The following is an 18,021-nucleotide window of genomic DNA, read 5'->3' as shown; positions in this document are numbered from 1 at the left end:
CGCCCTGACGGACGGGTGCACGGCAACCGGTCGGACAAGGTCACCGCCAGCGGCCGATCTCGACGTTCTCCAGAACGCCGAGCGCGTCGGGGACCAGGACCGCGGCCGAGTAGTAGGCCGTCACGAGGTACTTGATGATCGCCTGTTCGTTGATGCCCATGAAACGGACGGACAGGCTGGGCTCGATCTCGTCCGGGATGCTCGCGGCCCGCAGACCGATGACGCCCTGGTCCTCCTCGCCGGTACGCAGGGCGATGATCGACGTCGTCCTGGCCTCGGTCACCGGGATCTTGTTGCACGGGTAGATCGGCACACCGCGCCAGGTGGGGATGCGGTTCCCGGCGATGTCGATGGTCTCGGGGACCAGCCCGCGCTTGTTCAGCTCGCGGCCGAACGCGGAGATCGCGCGCGGGTGGGCGAGGAGCATCTTGGTGCCCCGGCGACGGGAGAGCAGTTCGTCCAGGTCGTCCGGGCTGGGCACACCGTCGTGCGGCTGGAGCCGCTGGTCGTACTCGCAGTTGTGGAGGAGGCCGAACTCCCGGTTGTTGACCAGCTCGTGCTCCTGGCGCTCCTTCAACGCCTCGACCGTGAGCCTGATCTGCTGCTCGGTCTGGTTCATCGGCTGGTTGTAGAGGTCGGCCACGCGCGTGTGGATGCGCAGGACGGTCTGGGCCACGCTGAGTTCGTACTCGCGCGGCGCGGCCTCGTAGTCGACGAAGGTGTGCGGGATGTCCGGCTCGCCGCTGTGGCCGGCGGCGAGGTCGATCTCCTTCTCGCCGTACTTGTTGGTGCGCTGCGACGGGATCGCGCGCTGCTCCTGGAGGTGCTCCCTCAGGGTCTCGGCGCGCTCCGCGAGCTGTTCGACGGCCTGGCGCGGCAGGACGAGCACCGTGCACGCGGTGACCGCGCGGGCCGTGTACTCCCAGATGGCCTCGGAATCGAGGAGCGCCTGCTCGCCGAAATAGGCCCCGTCGGCCAGCACGCCGAGGACCGCGTCGTCGCCGTAGGGGCCGGTGCCGATCTTCTCGACCTTGCCGTGGGCGAGCAGGAACACCTCGTCCGCCTGGCTGCCGAATTCGGCCAGCACGGCACCGGGCGCGAACTCCCGCTGCTCGCACCGCTGCGCCAGCTCGCCCAGCACGTCGATGTCCTCGTAAGTCCGCAGGGCCGGCAGTTCGCCCAGCTCCGCGGGGATGACGGCGACCCGGTCGCCCGTCTTCACAAAGGTGACGCGGCCGTCGCCGACCGCGTAGGTGAGCCGCCTGTTGACCCGGTACGTGCCGCCCTGCACATTCACCCAGGGCAGGGTGCGCAGCAGCCAGCGCGAGCTGATCTCCTGCATCTGGGGCGTGGACTTCGTGGTGGTGGCCAGGTTCCGGGCAGCGGCCGTACCGAGACTCTGCTGCGGCCTGTCCTGCTGAGAGCGAACCTCTTCGCCTACCGACATACGGATTTCCCCTCCGGGTGTGCACTGATATCGCGGTCACCGATCTCGCGATCCAGCCTTGCATCACGGAGCGTGCCGATGCTATTACCCGAAAGAGCGGGAATGGATCTTAGAAGACTGGGCATATCAGGGGACTTTGTCGACCATGCGTACCCACCCGCCGTATTCCGCCGCGCACTTGTGCCTCTCGTCGAATCTTGACCGGATCGACTCGTACGGCCCAGCGCCGACTGGCTCCTGTGGGGAGTCAGGGGTACAAGCCTGCGTACGAGGCGGCCACGACCAGCGGCCGTCGCACGGCACGAAGGAGTCGGTCATGGCCCCACCCATGTCCGCGGGCAGGTTTCTCACCGTCCTCAGGAACGAGGGCGTCCGGGTCGTCGAGGTCGGCGACTGGGAGCATCACAACCGCAATCACGTGGGCCCGTGGGGGCCCGTGCACGGGGTGATGATCCACCACACCGTCACCTCCGGCAGCGAACGCACCGTACGCATCTGCCGTGACGGGTACTCGGGTCTGCCCGGCCCGTTGTGCCACGGTGTCATCACCAAGGACGGCCGGGTCCACCTCGTCGGCTACGGCCGCGCCAACCACGCCGGGCTCGGCGACGACGACGTCCTGCGGGCCGTGATCGCCGAGAAGGGGCTCCCGCCGGACAACGAGTCCAACACCGACGGCAACCGCCACTTCTACGGCTTCGAGTGCGAGAACCTCGGCGACGGCCAGGACCCGTGGCCGAAGGCCCAGCTCGACGCCATCGAACGGGTGTCCGCCGCGGTCTGCCGCCACCACGGCTGGAACCAGCGGTCCGTCATCGGCCATCTCGAATGGCAGCCCGGCAAGGTCGACCCCCGGGGCTTCACCATGTCCTCGATGCGAAACCGCGTACGGGACCGCCTGAAATAGCCGCCCGGTCCCGACGCCGGCCGGTCACGTGTCCGACAATGGGCAGGTGACCGGCCAGCCCTCCGCCCCCGACCCCACGACCGCCCTGCGGCCGAGGCTTCCGTCCCCGCTCCAGGAGATCGTGGACGAGCGCTTCGCCCGCCAGGGTGTCCGGCTGCTCCTCAAGCGGGACGATCTGATCCACCCGGGGATCGTCGGCAACAAGTGGCGCAAGCTGGCCCCGAATCTGCGTGCGGCGGCCGGCCGGCCCCTGCTCACCTTCGGCGGTGCCTACTCGAACCATCTGCGCGCGACCGCCGCCGCGGGCCGTCTCCTGGGGCTGCCCACCATCGGTGTGGTGCGCGGTCAGGAGCTGGCCGACCGTCCCCTCAACCCCTCCCTGGCCCGCTGCGCGGCGGACGGCATGCGGCTGCGCTTCATCGACAGATCGACGTATCGCCACAAGTCCGACCCGGCCACGCTGGCCGCCGTCCTCCGCGCCGCCGACGCCGGTGACGCATACGTCGTCCCCGAGGGCGGCAGCAACTCCCTCGCCGTGCGCGGCTGTCAGGAACTCGGCGTGGAGTTGCGCGGGCGGGCCGATGTCGTGGCCCTCGCCTGCGGCACCGGCGGCACCCTCGCCGGTCTGGCCGCCGGCCTCGCCCCCGACCAGTACGCCCTCGGGATTCCGGTTCTCAAGGGCGGCTTCCTCGAAGAGGAGATACGCGCGCTCCAGAACAGGGCGTTCGGCGGACCGCGCGGCGACTGGCGGCTCGACGACCGCTTCCACTTCGGCGGCTACGCCCGTACCGCTCCCGAACTGGACGTCTTCGCCGACGACTTCGAGACCCGCCACGACCTGCCCGTGGAACGTCTCTATGTCGCCAAGTCGCTCTACGGACTCACCACCCTGGCAGCGGAGGGCGCCTTCCCACGCGGGACGACGGTCGCCGCCGTGATCACGGGCCGCCCGTTCCCGGAGCGGACACCCGGGAACCGACCGGTACCGTCCTAGGGCGTGTCCGCAAAGTCCCGCCTGCCCCGCGACGCCTGGCACGCTCCCCCACTCCCGGCTGCGCCCGAGCGGGAGGGACCCCCACCACCGCACCGGGCGAAAACCCGAGTACATCCAGTACGAGGACTTCCGCCCGGCACGCCGAGCGCACGCACCAGACGCCGCGGGACCCGCCCTCCGGACGGACGACGGGACTTTGCGGACACGTCCTAGGCCGTGCCCACGGCCTAGGACGCCTCCCGGTAGACCGCCGCCTCCTCCAGGTCCAGCCGGCGCAGCAGCGTGCGGAGCATCTCGTCGTCGATGTACCGGGCGTCCCGCAGCCTCACGAAGACCGCTCGTTCGGCGCCGATCATCTCCCGGGAGAGTCTGCTGTAGGTGTCGTCGACGCTCTCGCCGGTCACCGGGTTGACCGCGCCGAGCCGCTCCCAGACGGCGTTGCGGCGCCGTTCCAGGACCGTGCGGAGGCGGTCGACGAGCGGCGGGGGCAGTTCGTTGCTCTCGTTCGCGAGGAGTTCGTCGAGGCGGGCCTCGGCGACCCGGGACGCCTGGGCCTGGGCGTTGGCCTCGGCGAGGGTCTCGGCCTGCTGGTCGCGTCCGGGCAGCTTCAGGACCCGGATCAGGGGCGGCAGGGTCAGCCCTTGGATGACGAGGGTCCCGATGACCGTGGTGAAGGTCAGGAAGAGGATCAGGTTCCGCGCGGGGAAGTCGTCCCCGCCGTGCACGGTGAGCGGGATCGAGAAGGCGATGGCCAGCGAGACGACTCCGCGCATTCCGGCCCAGGAGATGACGAAGGGCGCCTTCCAGGTGGGGTTGTCCTCCCGTTCCCGGATGCGTCGCGACATGATCCGGGGCAGGAAGGTCGCCGGATAGACCCACACGAACCGGGTCGCGACCACGACGAGGAAGACGGCCACGGCGTACCAGGTGGCGCTGACCCCCTCGTACTCGCCTAGGCCTTCGAGAACGACCGGCAGCTGGAGCCCGATGAGGGCGAACACGGCCGACTCCAGCAGGAAGGCGACCATCTTCCAGACGGCCTCCTCCTGGAGGCGGGTGGCGAAGTCGACCTGCCAGTTGCGGTAGCCGAGGTACAGGCCGACGACGACCACGGCGAGCACCCCGGAGGCGTGCACCCACTCGGCGAGCCCGTAGGCCACGAACGGGATCAGCAGGGAGAGGGTGTTCTGCAGCAGCGCTTCCTTCAGGTGGGTGCGCAGCCAGTGGATCGGCACCATCAGCAGCAGACCCACGAGGACACCGCCGACCGCCGCCACCAGGAACTCGACGACCCCGCCGGTCCAGCTCGCGCCCTCGCCGATGGTGGCCGCGAGGGCGACCCGGTAGGCGGTGATCGCGGTCGCGTCGTTCACCAGGGACTCGCCCTGGAGGATCGTGGTGATCCGTGACGGCAGCCCCACCCTCCGGGCCACCGCGGTGGCCGCGACCGCGTCCGGCGGCGCCACCACCGCGCCGAGCACCAGGGCGGCGGTCAGCGGCATCCCCGGCACGATCAGATAGGCGGCCCAGCCGACCACCAGGGTCGCGAAGAGCACATAGCCGACCGACAGCAGCGCCACGGGCCGCAGTTGGGCCCGCAGATCGAGGTAGGAACTGTCACTGGCGGCCGTGTACAGCAGCGGGGGCAGGATCAGCGGCAGGACGATCTCGGGGTCCAGCTCGTAGTGCGGCACTCCGGGCAGATACGACACCACGAGCCCCACGGCGACCAGCAGCAGCGGGGCGGGCACCGGCGTACGCCGGGCGGCACCGGCGACCGTCGCGCTCCCTGCGACCAGCAACAGCAAGGGCAAAAAGTGCATCGCTTCCGCCGCCTTCGTTTCCGCGCGGGGTTCCGCGCGCCCGTCGTAACCTGGCAATCATGAAACAGTGCACGCACGCGGACGCGCTGCCGCACCCCGCGCCCGATCCGCTGACCGACACCTGCCCGGAGTGCCTGGCCGCCGGGAGCCATCCGGTGCAGCTCCGGATGTGCCTGGAGTGCGGGCACGTGGGCTGCTGCGACTCCTCGCCCATGCGGCACGCGACCGAGCACCACAAGGAGAGCGGCCATCCCATCATGCGTACGTTCGAAGCGGGCGAGACCTGGCGCTGGTGCTTCGTCGACCATGTACTCGTATGACGGACCTCGTACGACGGACCCGGTCCGGCGGAATTCGTACGCGTATGGCACCCGTGACCGAGGCGTCGCACGACGGAACCATGTCACCCCGCGATACGTCGAGGTACTCGTGTGACAAGGTTCGGCAGTCCGACGCCTGGGTACGTCAATCCGGCGCGCGCTCTTCCTATTTGAGGCCCGCAAACCTCTAGCCACCGAGCGTATTCATAGGCTTACTATGAGTGACAGCATGGGGTGGGGTCCCCAGGACCCCGAGGACACGGCGCTCGGTAGCGCGATAGCGTCACCGCTGAACCACGTAGCGCGTTACCCCGGGGGGCGACCCCTGGGCCCCCGAAAGAGCTTGTACCACCTTGGAGGTGAGGGTGTCCCAGATCGCAGGCGAGCCCGGGACCCAGGACTTCGTGGAAGTCCGGCTGCCGGCCGCGGGTGCCTACCTGTCGGTGCTGCGTACGGCGACGGCCGGCCTCGCGGCCCGTTTGGACTTCACCCTCGACGAGATCGAGGACCTGCGCATCGCGGTCGACGAGGCCTGCGCGATCCTGCTTCAGCAGGCCGTGCCCGGCTCGGTGCTCAGCTGTGTCTTCCGTCTGGTCGACGATTCTCTGGAGGTCACGGTCTCGGCCCCCACCACGGACGGCCACGCCCCCGCGCGTGACACCTTCGCCTGGACCGTGCTGTCGGCCCTGGCGGGCAAGGTCTCCTCCGCGGTGGCCGACGACAAAACCGTTTCGATCAGCCTCTACAAACAGCGCGGCGCGGGACCCGGGCCGGCGTGAGGAACGGGGACGGGCCGGTGCGGGACGAAGAGCGCGGCACACGGGGACTTCCCGCGGAGGACGACGGCGGTCCGAGTGGACCGGCGCATCTGACGGACGGCGTCGACGGCATCCCCGAGCAGGCCCGGCCGCACCCGGAGGACGAGTCCTCGGCGGCCGGGGCGTCTCGATGGGCGGCACCGGCCGACGACGAGGAACCCGGCGCGCCGTCCGACGGGCGACGGGATCCGGAGGGCACCCTCCGGAGCACCACGTCCTCACGAGGGCGGACTGGGGCCTCCCCCGCTGGAGCACAGTCGGGAGCTGGGGGAACGGTGACGGCGGGCGGGACTATGAGCGAGCACGAGCGACACGACGAGGCGGGCGCGCAGCACGCGCAGAGCGTGCGCAGCACACGGCACGACCCTCAGGACCGCAGCGGGGCGCGCGCCCTGTTCGTGGAGCTGCGGGCCCTGCCGGAGGGCAGCACGGAGTACGCGGAGCTGCGCAACCGGCTGGTCCGGATGCATCTGCCGCTCGTGGAGCACCTCGCACGCCGGTTCCGCAACCGCGGTGAGCCGCTGGACGACCTGACCCAGGTCGCCACCATCGGTCTGATCAAGTCGGTGGACCGCTTCGACCCGGACCGCGGCGTGGAGTTCTCCACGTACGCGACCCCGACGGTCGTCGGCGAGATCAAGCGGCACTTCCGCGACAAGGGCTGGGCGGTGCGGGTGCCGCGCAGGCTGCAGGAGCTGCGGCTGGCGCTGACCACGGCCACGGCCGAGCTGTCCCAGCAGCACGGCCGCTCCCCGACGGTGCACGAGCTGGCCGAGAAGCTGGCCATCTCGGAGGAGGAGGTCCTGGAGGGCCTGGAGTCGGCCAACGCGTACTCCACGCTGTCCCTGGACGTCCCCGACACCGACGACGAGTCCCCCGCCGTCGCGGACACCCTCGGTGCCGAGGACGAGGCACTGGAGGGCGTCGAGTACCGGGAGTCCCTCAAGCCGCTGCTGGAGGACCTGCCGCCCCGCGAGAAGCGGATCCTGCTGCTGCGCTTCTTCGGCAACATGACCCAGTCACAGATCGCCCAGGAGGTCGGCATCTCCCAGATGCACGTCTCCCGGCTGCTGGCGAGGACCCTGGCGCAGCTGCGGGAGAAGCTCCTCGTCGAGGAGTAGGCAAGAAGTGGGCAGGGAGCGGGCGAGGAACGGGCGAGAAGTGGGCGAAGGGGAGGCCGACGGTCGGTGCGGGTGACCGCTCCGGCACGGCTACCCCTTGGTCTCCTCCGCCCGGCCCGGCCCCTGGATTCCGAGGGCCCGGGTCGTCGTGGGACTGAGCAGCAGGACCAGCGCCGTGACGGCGACCACGGCCAGCACGATGCCCGCCGGGATCGCCACGCTGTCGGCGCGCAGCAGGTTGTAGGCCACCGGCAGCGCCATGACCTGGGTGATGACGGCGGGCCCCCGGCTCCAGCCGCGCCGCAGCAGCAGTCCGCGCGCGGCGATCAGCGGCAGCAGGGCCAGCGCGACGAGGGTGATGCCGCCGGTGACGCCGGTGCTGAGGTCGTCCGGGTCGCCGGTGAGGCCGAGGACGAGCATGGCCCCGCCGCCCACCAGCAGGGCCACCCCCTCCAGCGCGGCCAGCGCGGCCGCGGCGGTCAGCCGCCCGGGGCGGGGCTCGGCGTCGGAGGTGTCCGGGGTGGGGGTCTGCTCTGGGCTCACCCCTGAAGGGTAGCCCTCGGCCCGTGGCGCGCTCCGGCCCCTGTGCGCGGCCGTGCACCGCCCTCACGCGCCCGCACTCCCCGGCTGCTCACGCCCCACGTGCTCATCGTCACTACCTGATCTCCCCCTTGATCCGCACCTCGGTATGGGCCGGGTACCACCCAGTAGGTACGCTGCAACCCATGCGTGCACTTCTCGTGGTCAATCCGGCGGCAACCACCACAAGCGCACGGACGCGCGATGTGCTGATCCACGCCCTCGCCAGCGAGATGAAGCTGGAGGCCGTCACCACCGAGTACAGAGGCCACGCGCGGGACCTCGCCCGGCAGGCCGCGGAGGGCAAGGGCGACATCGAACTGGTCGTGGCCCTCGGCGGCGACGGCACGGTCAACGAGGTCGTCAACGGCCTGCTGCACCACGGCCCGGACCCCGACCGCCTCCCCCGTCTCGCCGTGGTCCCCGGTGGCTCCACCAATGTCTTCGCACGCGCCCTGGGGCTGCCCAACGACGCCGTGGAGGCGACCGGCGTCCTGCTCGACGCCCTACGCGAGAGCCGGGAGCGCACGGTCGGCCTGGGCATGGCCTCGGGCACCCCGGGCACGGAGGACGAGGCGGTGCCGTCCCGCTGGTTCACGTTCTGCGCCGGCCTCGGATTCGACGCGGGGGTGATCGGCCGCGTCGAGCAACAGCGGGAACGCGGACGGAAATCCACACACGCTCTTTACCTGCGTCAGGCTTTCCGGCAGTTTCTGGAAGAGCCCCATCGCAGACTCGGCACGATCTCTTTGGAGCGGGCCGGCGAGGAACCGATTTCCGATCTTGTGCTGTCCATAGTCTGCAACACGTCCCCGTGGACGTTTCTGGGTAATCGCCCGGTGTACGCGTCGCCTAAGGCCTCGTTCGATAAAGGCCTCGATGTGCTCGGCCTCAGCCGCATGTCGACGCCCGCACTCGCCCGATATGGCACACAGTTGCTCACTTCGTCCCCCGAGCGCGGACCCCAGGGCAAGCACGCCACCACCCTGCACGATCTGACCGACTTCACCTTGCATTCGAAGGTCCCCCTCCCCCTCCAGATGGACGGCGACCACCTCGGACTGCGTACGAGCGTGACGTTCACAGGCGTACGCCGGGCACTGCGTGTGATTGTGTGAGCGGAACGGGCAAAAGTCCTTCCACTCGAACGTTTAGGCCAGGGTCCACCCCATGGAAGTACGGCTGTGACACAGTCGACACCGAGGAATCAAAAAAAACTTTCCGGAAGGGGTTGTATCCGCCGCTGAGGTTTGCGAGTCTCTACGTGGCGCTCGGGACAGCCCGCAACACCGGCTCAAGCAAGCGCCAGAACCCCTCCTCAATCCACAGGACCACACCAGTCCGTCTGGTGATCGGCCCTTCACTTGTTGAGGGATTCGTGAAAGCGTTCACATTCACAAGCAACGAGCATGTAATACCAAGGAGAGGTAGCAGCCATGGACTGGCGTCACAACGCCGTTTGCCGCGAGGAAGACCCCGAGCTCTTCTTCCCCATCGGCAACACCGGTCCTGCGCTGCTGCAGATCGAGGAAGCCAAGGCTGTCTGCCGTCGCTGCCCGGTTATCGAGCAGTGTCTGCAGTGGGCGCTTGAGTCCGGCCAGGACTCCGGCGTCTGGGGTGGTCTCAGCGAGGACGAGCGCCGCGCCATGAAGCGCCGCGCCGCCCGCAACCGGGCCCGTCAGGCATCCGCCTGACATCCCACCCAGCAATAGCCTGAGCTTGGCGGCGCGCACAGCGAGTGCGCTTCTCCCGCCCCCGAGCCGCAGCGCGCAGTGCCCCCGGTGCGCTTAACCAGCCACGAGCCCGAGCCCCGGACCACATGATGGTCCGGGGCTCGGTGCTGTCTCCGGTACGACGAACATGGGCCGGCGGGTGCTACGGCCGCCGTGGCGCGGCTACTTCTGGGCGCGCACCGGGAGGTCCAGGATGACCTGGGTGCCCCGCTCCGGAGCCGGGACCATGTCGAAGGTGCCGCCCAACTCCCCCTCCACCAGCGTCCGTACGATCTGCAGACCGAGGTTGCCGGAGCGGTGCGGGTCGAAGCCCTCGGGCAGGCCCACGCCGTCGTCCTGCACGGTGACGAGGAGACGGGTCTCCTTGGTGGTGCCGCCGCGCACGGCCGAGACCTCGACGGTGCCGGTGTCGCCCTCGCGGAACCCGTGTTCGAGGGCGTTCTGCAGGATCTCGGTGAGGACCATGGAGAGCGGGGTCGCGACCTCCGCGTCCAGGATGCCGAAGCGTCCGGTGCGCCGGCCGGTCACCTTGCCCGGTGAGATCTCGGCGACCATGGCGAGCACCCGGTCGGCGATCTCGTCGAACTCCACCCGCTCGTCCAGATTCTGGGACAGCGTCTCATGCACGATCGCGATCGATCCGACCCGTCGTACGGCCTCTTCGAGCGCCTCCCGGCCGCGCTCGGACTCGATGCGCCGGGCCTGGAGACGCAACAGGGCGGCGACGGTCTGGAGGTTGTTCTTCACCCGGTGGTGGATCTCCCGGATGGTCGCGTCCTTGGTGATCAACTCGCGCTCGCGGCGCCGCAGTTCCGTCACGTCCCGCAGCAGGACGAGCGAACCGATGCGCGGGCCCTTGGGCTTGAGGGGGATCGCACGGAACTGGATCACCCCGTCGCTGGACTCGATCTCGAACTCGCGCGGCGCCCACCCGCTCGCCACCTTGGCCAGCGCCTCGTCCACCGGGCCCCGGGAGGGGGCGAGTTCGGCGGTCGTACGGCCGAGATGGCAGCCCACGAGGTCGGCGGCGAGGCCGAGTCGGTGGTACGCGGAGAGGGCGTTCGGGGAGGCGTACTGGACGATGCCGTCGGCGTCGAGCCTGATCAGCCCGTCGCCGACGCGGGGCGAGGCATCCATGTCAACCTGCTGGTCGGGGAACGGGAAGGCGCCCGCGGCGATCATCTGGGCCAGGTCGGAGGCGCTCTGGAGGTAGGTCAGTTCCAGCCGGCTCGGGGTGCGCACGGTCAGCAGATTGGTGTTGCGCGCGATGACACCGAGGACGCGTCCCTCCCTGCGCACGGGGATGGACTCGACCCGTACGGGGACCTCCTCACGCCACTCCGGGTCGCCCTCGCGGACGATGCGGCCCTCGTCGTGCGCGGCGTCCAGCAGGGGGCGACGGCCGCGCGGGACCAGGTGGCCGACCATGTCGTCCTGGTACGAGGTGGGGCCGGTGTTGGGGCGCATCTGGGCCACGGAGACATAGCGGGTGCCGTCGCGGGTGGGGACCCACAGGACCAGGTCGGCGAAGGAGAGGTCGGACAGCAGCTGCCACTCCGACACCAGCAGATGCAGCCACTCCAGGTCGGAGTCGCTGAGAGCGGTGTGCTGGCGGACGAGTTCGTTCATGGAGGGCACAGGTGCGAGCGTACCTGGCGGTACGAACATGACCGGAAACAGTGGTGGGCATGGCCGGTACGGGCGCCCGAGGCGGCGGGCGCGGGGCCGGGGAACCGATCCGCCGGGCCCCGGAAACACCCGCGGGCCGCGGCGCCTGAGAGGGACCCTCAGCCCTCCCGGCACCGCAGCCCGGAGCAACATCGGCCGTGGGGTGTGCGGTCCCGGTCGGCCGAAGGATGAGGATCCGGAGCAGTCAGGGCAGAGAGCGCCGGGTCCTCGGTCCGCCTTCCTGTGCGGGGAGGGCGGAGGCTTGTCGTCGCGTGTGATCTCCGGCGGCGGGGCCACTGATCGATCACATGCTCCACCACGCATTGTTGACTAGACCACTGCGTGTGTCCATGCGTTGGCGGATGTTTGTTGTTGTTCCCCTGTCCGCCATCCACGGACGGTTCACTCGCAGGGTAGCCCGACTCGGCCCCGCGGTGGGCCGGAACGCCTGCTCACCCCCTGGGGAGAAAGGGCCACCCCTGCTAGATTGGTCTACACCACATGGGAAGTCCTTGACCCTGCGGGTTCCGGTCGAGTCTTCTTGAGTCCTTACTTTCCAGATCGGCAGGCACAGCGTGGAAGTTGTCATCGTTCCGGATGCCGAGGCGGGTGGCGAGCTCATAGCCGAGGCGATGGCCCAGCTGCTCCGGGGCAGGCCCGACGCCCTCCTCGGGGTGGCCACGGGGTCGACCCCGCTGCCCATCTACACCGCGCTGGCGCGGAAGGTGCGCTCCGGTGCCGTGGACGCCTCACGGGCGCGGGTCGCCCAGCTCGACGAGTACGTGGGGCTGCCCGCCGAGCACCCCGAGTCGTACCGCTCGGTGCTGCGCCGTGAGGTGCTGGAGCCCTTGGGGCTCGGCCTGGACGCGTTCATGGGGCCCGACGGGACTGCGGAGGACGTCGCGGGGGCGTGCCAGGCGTACGACAGGGCGCTGGCCGAGGCGGGGGGTGTGGATCTGCAGCTGCTCGGCATAGGGACCGACGGGCACATCGGGTTCAACGAACCGTGCTCGTCGCTCGCCTCCCGGACGCGGATCAAGACGCTGACCGAGCAGACCCGGATCGACAACGCGCGGTTCTTCGACGGCGACATCGAGCAGGTGCCGCACCACGTCATCACCCAGGGCATCGGCACCATCCTGGAGGCCCGCCACCTGGTCCTGCTCGCCACCGGCGAGGGCAAGGCGGACGCCGTCGCCGCGACCGTGGAGGGGCCGGTGGCGGCGGTGTGCCCGGCGTCGGCACTGCAGCTCCACCCCCACGCGACGGTCGTGGTGGACGAGGGGGCCGCGTCGAAGCTGAAGCTGGCGGACTACTTCCGGCACACCTTCGGGAACAAGCCGGACTGGCAGGGGATCTAGGACCTGTCGTTCGAACACACGCAGGCGCCACAGCCCGAGGGAGGGCTGTGGCGCCTGCGTGTGTTCGGGGCGGCCTCTACCGCACCCCAGCGATGACCTCCGCCGCCGCCCTGCCGCAGACCCTGGCCGCGCCGTGGGTCGCGATGTGGAGGGGGCCTCGGGGCGGGGACTGGGGGATGCCCATCTCCACGACGATCGTGTCGGGGCGGATGCCGAGGAGGGTGTCCAGGGCGGTGGTCATCCAGGGGTGGCGGTGTTCGTCGCGGACGACGGCGACGATACGGCGGGTCCCGGCGACCGCCAGGGCGGAGGCACCGGCGCTGTCGCCGGCGAAGGTGCCGGTCTCGGTGCCGGGGAGGAGACGGGCCAGCTCCGCGCCGACGCCCCAGGGGGTCTCGTCGCCGACGGCGATGTTCGCCACCGGGGTGAAGGCCGCGACGTAGAGGGGCTGGGTGGGCGGCTCGTAGGGCACGGCGAAGGTGGCCGTCAGGGCGCGGCGGGCGGCCACCAGGCCGACGCCACCGTCGACGTCTCCAGCACCGCCGGTCTCCCCGGCACCGGCGGGCGCTCCCCCGGCCGCCGACCGCGTCCACTTCGCCAGTTCCCGGACCCGCCGCGCCGCGTCCGCCAGGCGTTCCTCCGGGAGGTCGCCGGTGCGGACGGCGGTGACGAGGGCGTCGCGGAGCCGCAGGACGGTGTCCTCGTCGGCGAGGCCGCCGCCGACGCAGATGGCGTCGGCACCGGCGGCGAGCGCGAGGACGCTGCCGTGTTCGATGCCGTAGGTGCCGGCGATGGCCTGCATCTCCATGCCGTCGGTGACGATGAGGCCGTCGTAGCCCAGCTCGCCGCGGAGCAGGTCCGTGAGGACGCCGCGGGACAACGTCGCCGGGAGGTCGGGGTCCAGGGCCGGGACCAGGATGTGGGCGCTCATGATCGCGTGCGAGCCGGCGGCGATGGCGGCCCGGAAGGGGGCCAGGTCGCGAACGTCCACGAGCGCGCGGTCCGCGTCGATGCGGGGCAGGGAGTGATGGGAGTCGACGGCGGTGTCGCCGTGGCCCGGGAAGTGCTTGGTGCAGGCGGCGACGCCCGCGGCCTGGAGGCCGGCGACATAGGCCGCGGTGTGCCGGGCGACCAGGGCGGGATCGGCGCCGAAGGAGCGGACCCCGATGACCGGGTTGGACGGGTTGGCGTTCACGTCGGCCGACGGGGCCCAGTTGAGGTTGACGCCGCACTCCGCGAGGCGGCGGCCCAGGGCGTGGGCGACCTCCCTGGTCAGGTCCACGTCGTCGACCGCGCCCAGGGCGTGGTTGCCCGGGAAGGAGGAGCCGGTGCGGACCTCCAGGCGGGTGACGTCACCGCCCTCCTCGTCGATCGCGACCAGGACGTCCTCGTGCTCGGCCCGCAACTGTGCGGTGAGGGCGGCCAGTTGTCCGGGCGAGACGATGTTGCGGCCGAAGAGGCCGACGGAGGCGAGGCCCTCGCCGAGGCGACGGAGCAGCCAGTCGGGGGCGGTGGTTCCGGTGAAGCCGGGCTGCAGGACCGTCAGCGCGTCCCGCGCGAGGCCGTCCCGCCCGGAACCGGAAGGGGAACCGGGCGAGCCGGTGGCGAATGTCGTCGGTGACATCAGGGTTGCTTATCCCTTCACGGCGCCCGCGGTGAGGCCCGCGGCCATCTTGCGCTGGACGAGGAGGAAGAGGACCACGATCGGCACGGCCATCAGGGTGGAGCCGGCCATCATCGGGGCGTATTCGGTGCCGTGTTTGGTGGTGAAGTTGCCCAGCCAGACGGTCGCGGTCTGGTTCTGCTGGCTCATCAGCATCAGGGCGTACAGGTATTCGTTCCACGCCTGGATGAAGCCGTAGACGGAGGTCGCCACCATGCCCGGCGCGAGCAGCGGGAAGACCACACGGATGAAGGCGGTGGTGCGGGAGCAGCCGTCGACCATGGCCGCCTCCTCCAGTTCGCGCGGGATGTTGACGATGAAGCCGCGCAGGGTCCACACCGTGAACGGGAGGATGAACGTCAGATAGGTGAGGATCAGGCCGCTGAGGCGGTCGTACTGGCCGAGGTCGTTCAGCAGCAGGAAGACCGGGATGATCATCGCGACCAGCGGGACCATCTGCACCGCCAGGATGCCGACGATGACCACCTTGCGGCCGCGGAAGGCGAAGCGGGAGATGGCGAGGGCGGCCAGCATGCCGACGACGATGCCGATCACGACCACGGTCAGGGACACGATGAGGCTGCGGCCGACCGGACCCCAGAAGTCGGCGATGTCCAGCGCCCGGCCGAAGTTGGAGAAGGTGATCGAGGTCGGCAGCAGGCTCGGGTCCGGGTCGATGGCGTCCTTCGCCGGTTTGAACGCCGTGTTGAGCATCCAGTAGACGGGGAAGCCGGCCGTGACGAAGACGAACAGACCGAGGAGGTTCCAGCCGAGCTTGGACTTGCGGGGGCCCGAGGCGGTGGCGCAACTCATTCGACCTCTCCGATCTTCAGCATCTGACGCATGTAGACGCCGATCACACCGAGCAGCAGCAACACGGTGAGCAGGGCGATCGCCGAGCCCTGCGCGTAGTCGTTGACCACGAACGCCTTGTCGTACGAGTAGGTGGTGAGCAGCTGGAACTCGGCCTCGGGGTGGCCGTTGCGCATCACGAACACCTGCGGGAAGACGCCCATGTCCCAGATGACGGAGAGGGTCGTGAGCATCACGATGATCGGCTTGAGGATGGGCAGGGTGACGTAGCGGAAGACACCCCACGCGCCGGCTCCGTCGAGGCGGGCGGCCTCCTCCAGTTCCTTGGGGACCTGGGTGAGTCCGGCGCTGAGGGTGATCACGACGAACGGCACCGCGCCCCACACCACCAGGAGCGTGATGACGGCCAGGCCCTCGGGGCCGCTGGCGAACCAGTTGTGGCCGATCATGTCGACGCCGGGGAGCTTGCTGAGCAGTGCGTTGAAGATGCCGTAGTCGGAGTCGAAGAGCCACTTGAAGACGGTGGTGGCCACGATGATCGGCATGCCCCAGCTCGCCACGAGCGCGATGTTGACGAGCGTCTTCACCCAGCCGGAGACCCGTTGGAGCAGCAGGGCGATCGCCATGCCGATGACCATCGTGAAGACGACGCAGGCGACGGCGAAGACGATGGTCCGGACGACGACCGTCCAGAACTCGCCGTCGCCCAGCACCTTGGCGAAGTTGTCGAAGCCGACCGACTCGGCGGGCTTGAACCCCCACAGCTGGGACTGCCCGAACTCCTGGAAGGAGAGCGTGACGAGACGGACCAGCGGATAGCCGAGGACGACGGCGAGGATCACGAGGCAGGGAGCCAGCAGCGCCCAGGGGACGGCGGCCCCGCCTGCCGGACGTTTGGCCGAACTCGCGGTAGCCACCGGCGGGTTCGGCGGCGGCGCCGGCCGCGCGGGCGGCACCTTCGCGGGGGCAGTCGTGTCTGCGGCACTCATCGCGCACTCCTAAGCAGCTGAAGGAGGGGCCGGCAGCAGCGCCCCCGAAGGGACGCGGGGAACTGCGCGACCAGCCACGACGCACCGGCACCGAACCCGACACCCCATCGCGGCAACTTTCGTCAATCACCCACCGGCCGACCACGGCGACGGCACCCGGGTGGGCCCGGCCGTCACGGCCGGGCCCGACCGGTGGGTCACCGTCACTCGTTGTTGATGACCTTGTCGATCTCGGCGTCCGCCGTCTTCGCGGCCTCCTCCACCGACTGCTTCCCGGTGCCGATGGACTGCAGCATCGTCTGGAGGATCTGCGCCTTCTCGACCTGGCCCCAGCCGGGCGCCATCGGCACGAACCAGTTGGACTCGGCCGCCGTGGCGGGAACGGCCGTCGCCGGGTCGTCCTTCAGGGTGGCGAGGTCGGTCTTGTTGTTGGGCAGGTTGCCCTTCTCGATCAGACCCTTCTGGCCCGAGGGCCCGGTGAAGGCGTTGATCCACTCGGCGGCGACGGTCTGCGCGTCGGACTTCACCGGGACGGCGAGGTCGCTGCCGCCGAGGAAGACGGGCATGTTCTTGCCGGACGGGCCGGGGAGCACGAAGTTCTCGACGTTGCCGGCGAGCTTGCCGGTCTTGTCGTTCTCCTTGGCCGCGGCGGTCGCGCCCTCCCAGGCGGGGGCGAAGATCATGCCGGACTTGCCCTGGCCGTAGACGATGTACCGGTCGGACTCGTCCTTCGTCTTGTCGCCGTGCATGTACTTGTCGACGACGTTCTTGAACTCGGTGAGCCCCTTGACGGACTCGGGCGAGGAGAGGTTGGCCTTCCACGTGCCGCCGGACTCCACGGCTATGGAGCCGCCGGCGTCGTAGACGAAGGACATGGCCGCGTACCAGTCGCGGGTGGGCTGGTACCAGGCGCTGAACTTGTCGCCCTGCTCCTTCTGGACCTTGTCGAGAGCGGCGGTCAGTTCGGCGTAGGTCTTCGGCGCGGACTTGACGCCCGCGTCGGCGAAGACGTCCTTGCGCCAGTTGGCGACGCGGCCACCGGCGTAGTACGGGACGCCGTAGGTCTTGCCCTCGTAGGTGACGGAGGCCTTGAGGCCGTCCAGCCAGGCGTCGGCGTTGTCGAACTTCGCCGCGTCGAGGGGGGCGAAGGCGCCCTTCACCATGTAGGCGAGCATCTCCGTGTTGCCCATCTCGACCACGTCGGGGGCCTTGTCGGTGGCGAGGACGGCGTCGAGCTTGGCGTTCTTGTCGGGCCAGCCGTAGTACTCGTGCGTGATGGTGATACCGGGGTGCTTCTTCTCGATCGCCTTGTCGGCGGCCTTGACCAGTTCCGGCCAGTTGTTCTGCGCGTCGACCGTGAGCCAGACCGTCAGCTCCTTGGTGTCGGCCCCCGTGTCCGAGCTCTTGCTCCCGCCACCGCCACCGCACGCCGCGACGGAGACCATCATGCCCGCGATACAGACCGCGATCGTCAGCTTCCTCTTCACGCCACCCTCCTCAGGGATGCCATTGCTCAGGGATGCCACAAACCCCCCTGCTCCCCGCGGTGACAGACGTACCGCCCCTGGGGCCAGGACCTGGACCAATGGTGTAGACCAGTAGGCGGAGCTTGGCTCAGACCATTCGGTGTGTCAAGAGGGTGCGAACCGGCTCCCACCAGCCGTTATGCGACCTACATATGCAAGAACCTTTATGTAATAAGCCAGCGAAAACCGCGCGCTTGAGCCACACTCTTCGGGTAGACCACTGCGGCCTCGTGGAGTAGACCAGCGGAGACCCCTCCGT

At 69.7% G+C, this 18,021-nt stretch carries 16 protein-coding genes; 8 read left to right on the top strand and 8 right to left on the bottom strand.

Going from position 1 to position 18,021, the window contains the following annotated elements; translation table 11 throughout:
• Positions 1-40 precede the first annotated feature (40 nt).
• Positions 41-1,447, bottom strand: coding sequence for a family 2B encapsulin nanocompartment shell protein (locus tag J8M51_RS19005; RefSeq protein WP_086759713.1), 1,407 nt, complete (start codon positions 1,445-1,447; stop codon positions 41-43).
• A 316-nt stretch (positions 1,448-1,763) separates the two neighbouring features.
• On the opposite strand from J8M51_RS19005, the gene J8M51_RS19000 reads away from it, so the two are divergent.
• Together J8M51_RS19000 and J8M51_RS18995 are read left to right on the top strand one after the other, a co-directional pair.
• The gene (locus J8M51_RS19000) at positions 1,764-2,354 is read left to right on the top strand and encodes an N-acetylmuramoyl-L-alanine amidase (RefSeq protein ID WP_216589642.1); all 591 of its coding nucleotides are present in this window, start codon (positions 1,764-1,766) and stop codon (positions 2,352-2,354) included.
• A gap of 46 nt (positions 2,355-2,400) precedes the next feature.
• Positions 2,401-3,348 carry a 1-aminocyclopropane-1-carboxylate deaminase/D-cysteine desulfhydrase gene (locus tag J8M51_RS18995; RefSeq protein ID WP_267299323.1) on the top strand — a complete coding sequence of 316 codons (948 nt, stop codon included), beginning with the start codon at positions 2,401-2,403 and terminating at the stop codon, positions 3,346-3,348.
• Between the two features lie 227 nt (positions 3,349-3,575).
• Here J8M51_RS18995 and J8M51_RS18990 read toward each other — a convergent pair whose 3' ends face one another.
• The gene (locus J8M51_RS18990) at positions 3,576-5,171 is read right to left on the bottom strand and encodes a Na+/H+ antiporter (protein ID WP_086758365.1); all 1,596 of its coding nucleotides are present in this window, start codon (positions 5,169-5,171) and stop codon (positions 3,576-3,578) included.
• Between the two features lie 59 nt (positions 5,172-5,230).
• Here J8M51_RS18990 and J8M51_RS18985 point away from each other — a divergent pair, with 59 nt between their 5' ends.
• The 3 genes from J8M51_RS18985 (at position 5,231) to J8M51_RS18975 (ending at position 7,430) form a co-directional block, all read left to right on the top strand.
• Positions 5,231-5,491 carry a UBP-type zinc finger domain-containing protein gene (locus J8M51_RS18985; RefSeq protein WP_086758367.1) on the top strand — a complete coding sequence of 87 codons (261 nt, stop codon included), beginning with the start codon at positions 5,231-5,233 and terminating at the stop codon, positions 5,489-5,491.
• 365 nt (positions 5,492-5,856) lie between these two features.
• Positions 5,857-6,270, top strand: a complete 414-nt coding sequence (locus J8M51_RS18980; protein WP_037695150.1) for an ATP-binding protein — start codon at positions 5,857-5,859, stop codon at positions 6,268-6,270.
• Positions 6,267-7,430, top strand: coding sequence for an RNA polymerase sigma factor SigF (locus J8M51_RS18975; RefSeq protein WP_086758369.1), 1,164 nt, complete (start codon positions 6,267-6,269; stop codon positions 7,428-7,430). The genes J8M51_RS18980 and J8M51_RS18975 overlap by 4 nt, the downstream gene beginning before the upstream one ends.
• Positions 7,431-7,520: 90 nt before the next feature.
• On the opposite strand, the gene J8M51_RS18970 is transcribed toward J8M51_RS18975, so the two are convergent.
• Positions 7,521-7,973, bottom strand: a complete 453-nt coding sequence (locus J8M51_RS18970) for a hypothetical protein (RefSeq protein WP_086758370.1) — start codon at positions 7,971-7,973, stop codon at positions 7,521-7,523.
• Positions 7,974-8,155: 182 nt separating this feature from the next.
• Between J8M51_RS18970 and J8M51_RS18965 the strand changes: the two genes are divergently transcribed.
• Together J8M51_RS18965 and J8M51_RS18960 are read left to right on the top strand one after the other, a co-directional pair.
• The gene (locus tag J8M51_RS18965) at positions 8,156-9,127 is read left to right on the top strand and encodes a diacylglycerol/lipid kinase family protein (protein ID WP_086758372.1); all 972 of its coding nucleotides are present in this window, start codon (positions 8,156-8,158) and stop codon (positions 9,125-9,127) included.
• A 318-nt stretch (positions 9,128-9,445) separates the two neighbouring features.
• Positions 9,446-9,703, top strand: coding sequence for a WhiB family transcriptional regulator (locus tag J8M51_RS18960; RefSeq protein WP_003992873.1), 258 nt, complete (start codon positions 9,446-9,448; stop codon positions 9,701-9,703).
• A 201-nt stretch (positions 9,704-9,904) separates the two neighbouring features.
• Here J8M51_RS18960 and J8M51_RS18955 read toward each other — a convergent pair whose 3' ends face one another.
• Positions 9,905-11,371: a sensor histidine kinase gene (locus tag J8M51_RS18955; RefSeq protein WP_179203224.1), complete on the bottom strand. Its 1,467-nt coding sequence runs from the start codon at positions 11,369-11,371 to the stop codon at positions 9,905-9,907.
• 614 nt (positions 11,372-11,985) lie between these two features.
• On the opposite strand from J8M51_RS18955, the gene nagB reads away from it, so the two are divergent.
• Positions 11,986-12,771, top strand: coding sequence for a glucosamine-6-phosphate deaminase (gene nagB, locus J8M51_RS18950; RefSeq protein ID WP_086758376.1), 786 nt, complete (start codon positions 11,986-11,988; stop codon positions 12,769-12,771).
• A gap of 76 nt (positions 12,772-12,847) precedes the next feature.
• Here the strand turns inward: nagB and J8M51_RS18945 are convergent, their stop codons facing one another.
• From J8M51_RS18945 to J8M51_RS18930, 4 genes are all read right to left on the bottom strand, one after another.
• Positions 12,848-14,395 (bottom strand): glycoside hydrolase family 3 protein, encoded by a 1,548-nt coding sequence (locus J8M51_RS18945; protein WP_086763855.1) that lies wholly within the window; start codon positions 14,393-14,395, stop codon positions 12,848-12,850.
• Between the two features lie 9 nt (positions 14,396-14,404).
• Positions 14,405-15,247 carry a carbohydrate ABC transporter permease gene (locus tag J8M51_RS18940; protein ID WP_086763853.1) on the bottom strand — a complete coding sequence of 281 codons (843 nt, stop codon included), beginning with the start codon at positions 15,245-15,247 and terminating at the stop codon, positions 14,405-14,407.
• Positions 15,244-16,236 carry a carbohydrate ABC transporter permease gene (locus J8M51_RS18935; protein WP_086763851.1) on the bottom strand — a complete coding sequence of 331 codons (993 nt, stop codon included), beginning with the start codon at positions 16,234-16,236 and terminating at the stop codon, positions 15,244-15,246. The genes J8M51_RS18940 and J8M51_RS18935 overlap by 4 nt, the downstream gene beginning before the upstream one ends.
• Before the next feature lie 203 nt (positions 16,237-16,439).
• Positions 16,440-17,723: an extracellular solute-binding protein gene (locus J8M51_RS18930; protein WP_086763849.1), complete on the bottom strand. Its 1,284-nt coding sequence runs from the start codon at positions 17,721-17,723 to the stop codon at positions 16,440-16,442.
• Positions 17,724-18,021: the final 298 nt, after the last annotated feature.

Origin of the sequence: Streptomyces griseiscabiei, assembly GCF_020010925.1 — a bacterium.
Classification (GTDB): domain Bacteria; phylum Actinomycetota; class Actinomycetes; order Streptomycetales; family Streptomycetaceae; genus Streptomyces; species Streptomyces griseiscabiei.
The sequence above is the reverse complement of the archived record's forward strand: the minus strand, read 5'-3'. Positions and strand labels throughout refer to the sequence as shown.

Excerpts from the sequence above, each read along its gene's own strand:
- J8M51_RS19005 (WP_086759713.1), bottom strand. The coding sequence starts at position 1,447 with ATGTCGGTAGGCGAAGAGGTTCGCTCTCAGCAGGACAGGCCGCAGCAG.
- J8M51_RS19000 (WP_216589642.1), top strand. The coding sequence starts at position 1,764 with ATGGCCCCACCCATGTCCGCGGGCAGGTTTCTCACCGTCCTCAGGAAC.
- J8M51_RS18990 (WP_086758365.1), bottom strand. The coding sequence starts at position 5,171 with ATGCACTTTTTGCCCTTGCTGTTGCTGGTCGCAGGGAGCGCGACGGTC.
- J8M51_RS18985 (WP_086758367.1), top strand. The coding sequence starts at position 5,231 with ATGAAACAGTGCACGCACGCGGACGCGCTGCCGCACCCCGCGCCCGAT.
- J8M51_RS18965 (WP_086758372.1), top strand. The coding sequence starts at position 8,156 with ATGCGTGCACTTCTCGTGGTCAATCCGGCGGCAACCACCACAAGCGCA.
- J8M51_RS18960 (WP_003992873.1), top strand. The coding sequence starts at position 9,446 with ATGGACTGGCGTCACAACGCCGTTTGCCGCGAGGAAGACCCCGAGCTC.
- J8M51_RS18955 (WP_179203224.1), bottom strand. The coding sequence starts at position 11,371 with ATGAACGAACTCGTCCGCCAGCACACCGCTCTCAGCGACTCCGACCTG.
- J8M51_RS18945 (WP_086763855.1), bottom strand. The coding sequence starts at position 14,395 with ATGTCACCGACGACATTCGCCACCGGCTCGCCCGGTTCCCCTTCCGGT.
- J8M51_RS18940 (WP_086763853.1), bottom strand. The coding sequence starts at position 15,247 with ATGAGTTGCGCCACCGCCTCGGGCCCCCGCAAGTCCAAGCTCGGCTGG.
- J8M51_RS18935 (WP_086763851.1), bottom strand. The coding sequence starts at position 16,236 with ATGAGTGCCGCAGACACGACTGCCCCCGCGAAGGTGCCGCCCGCGCGG.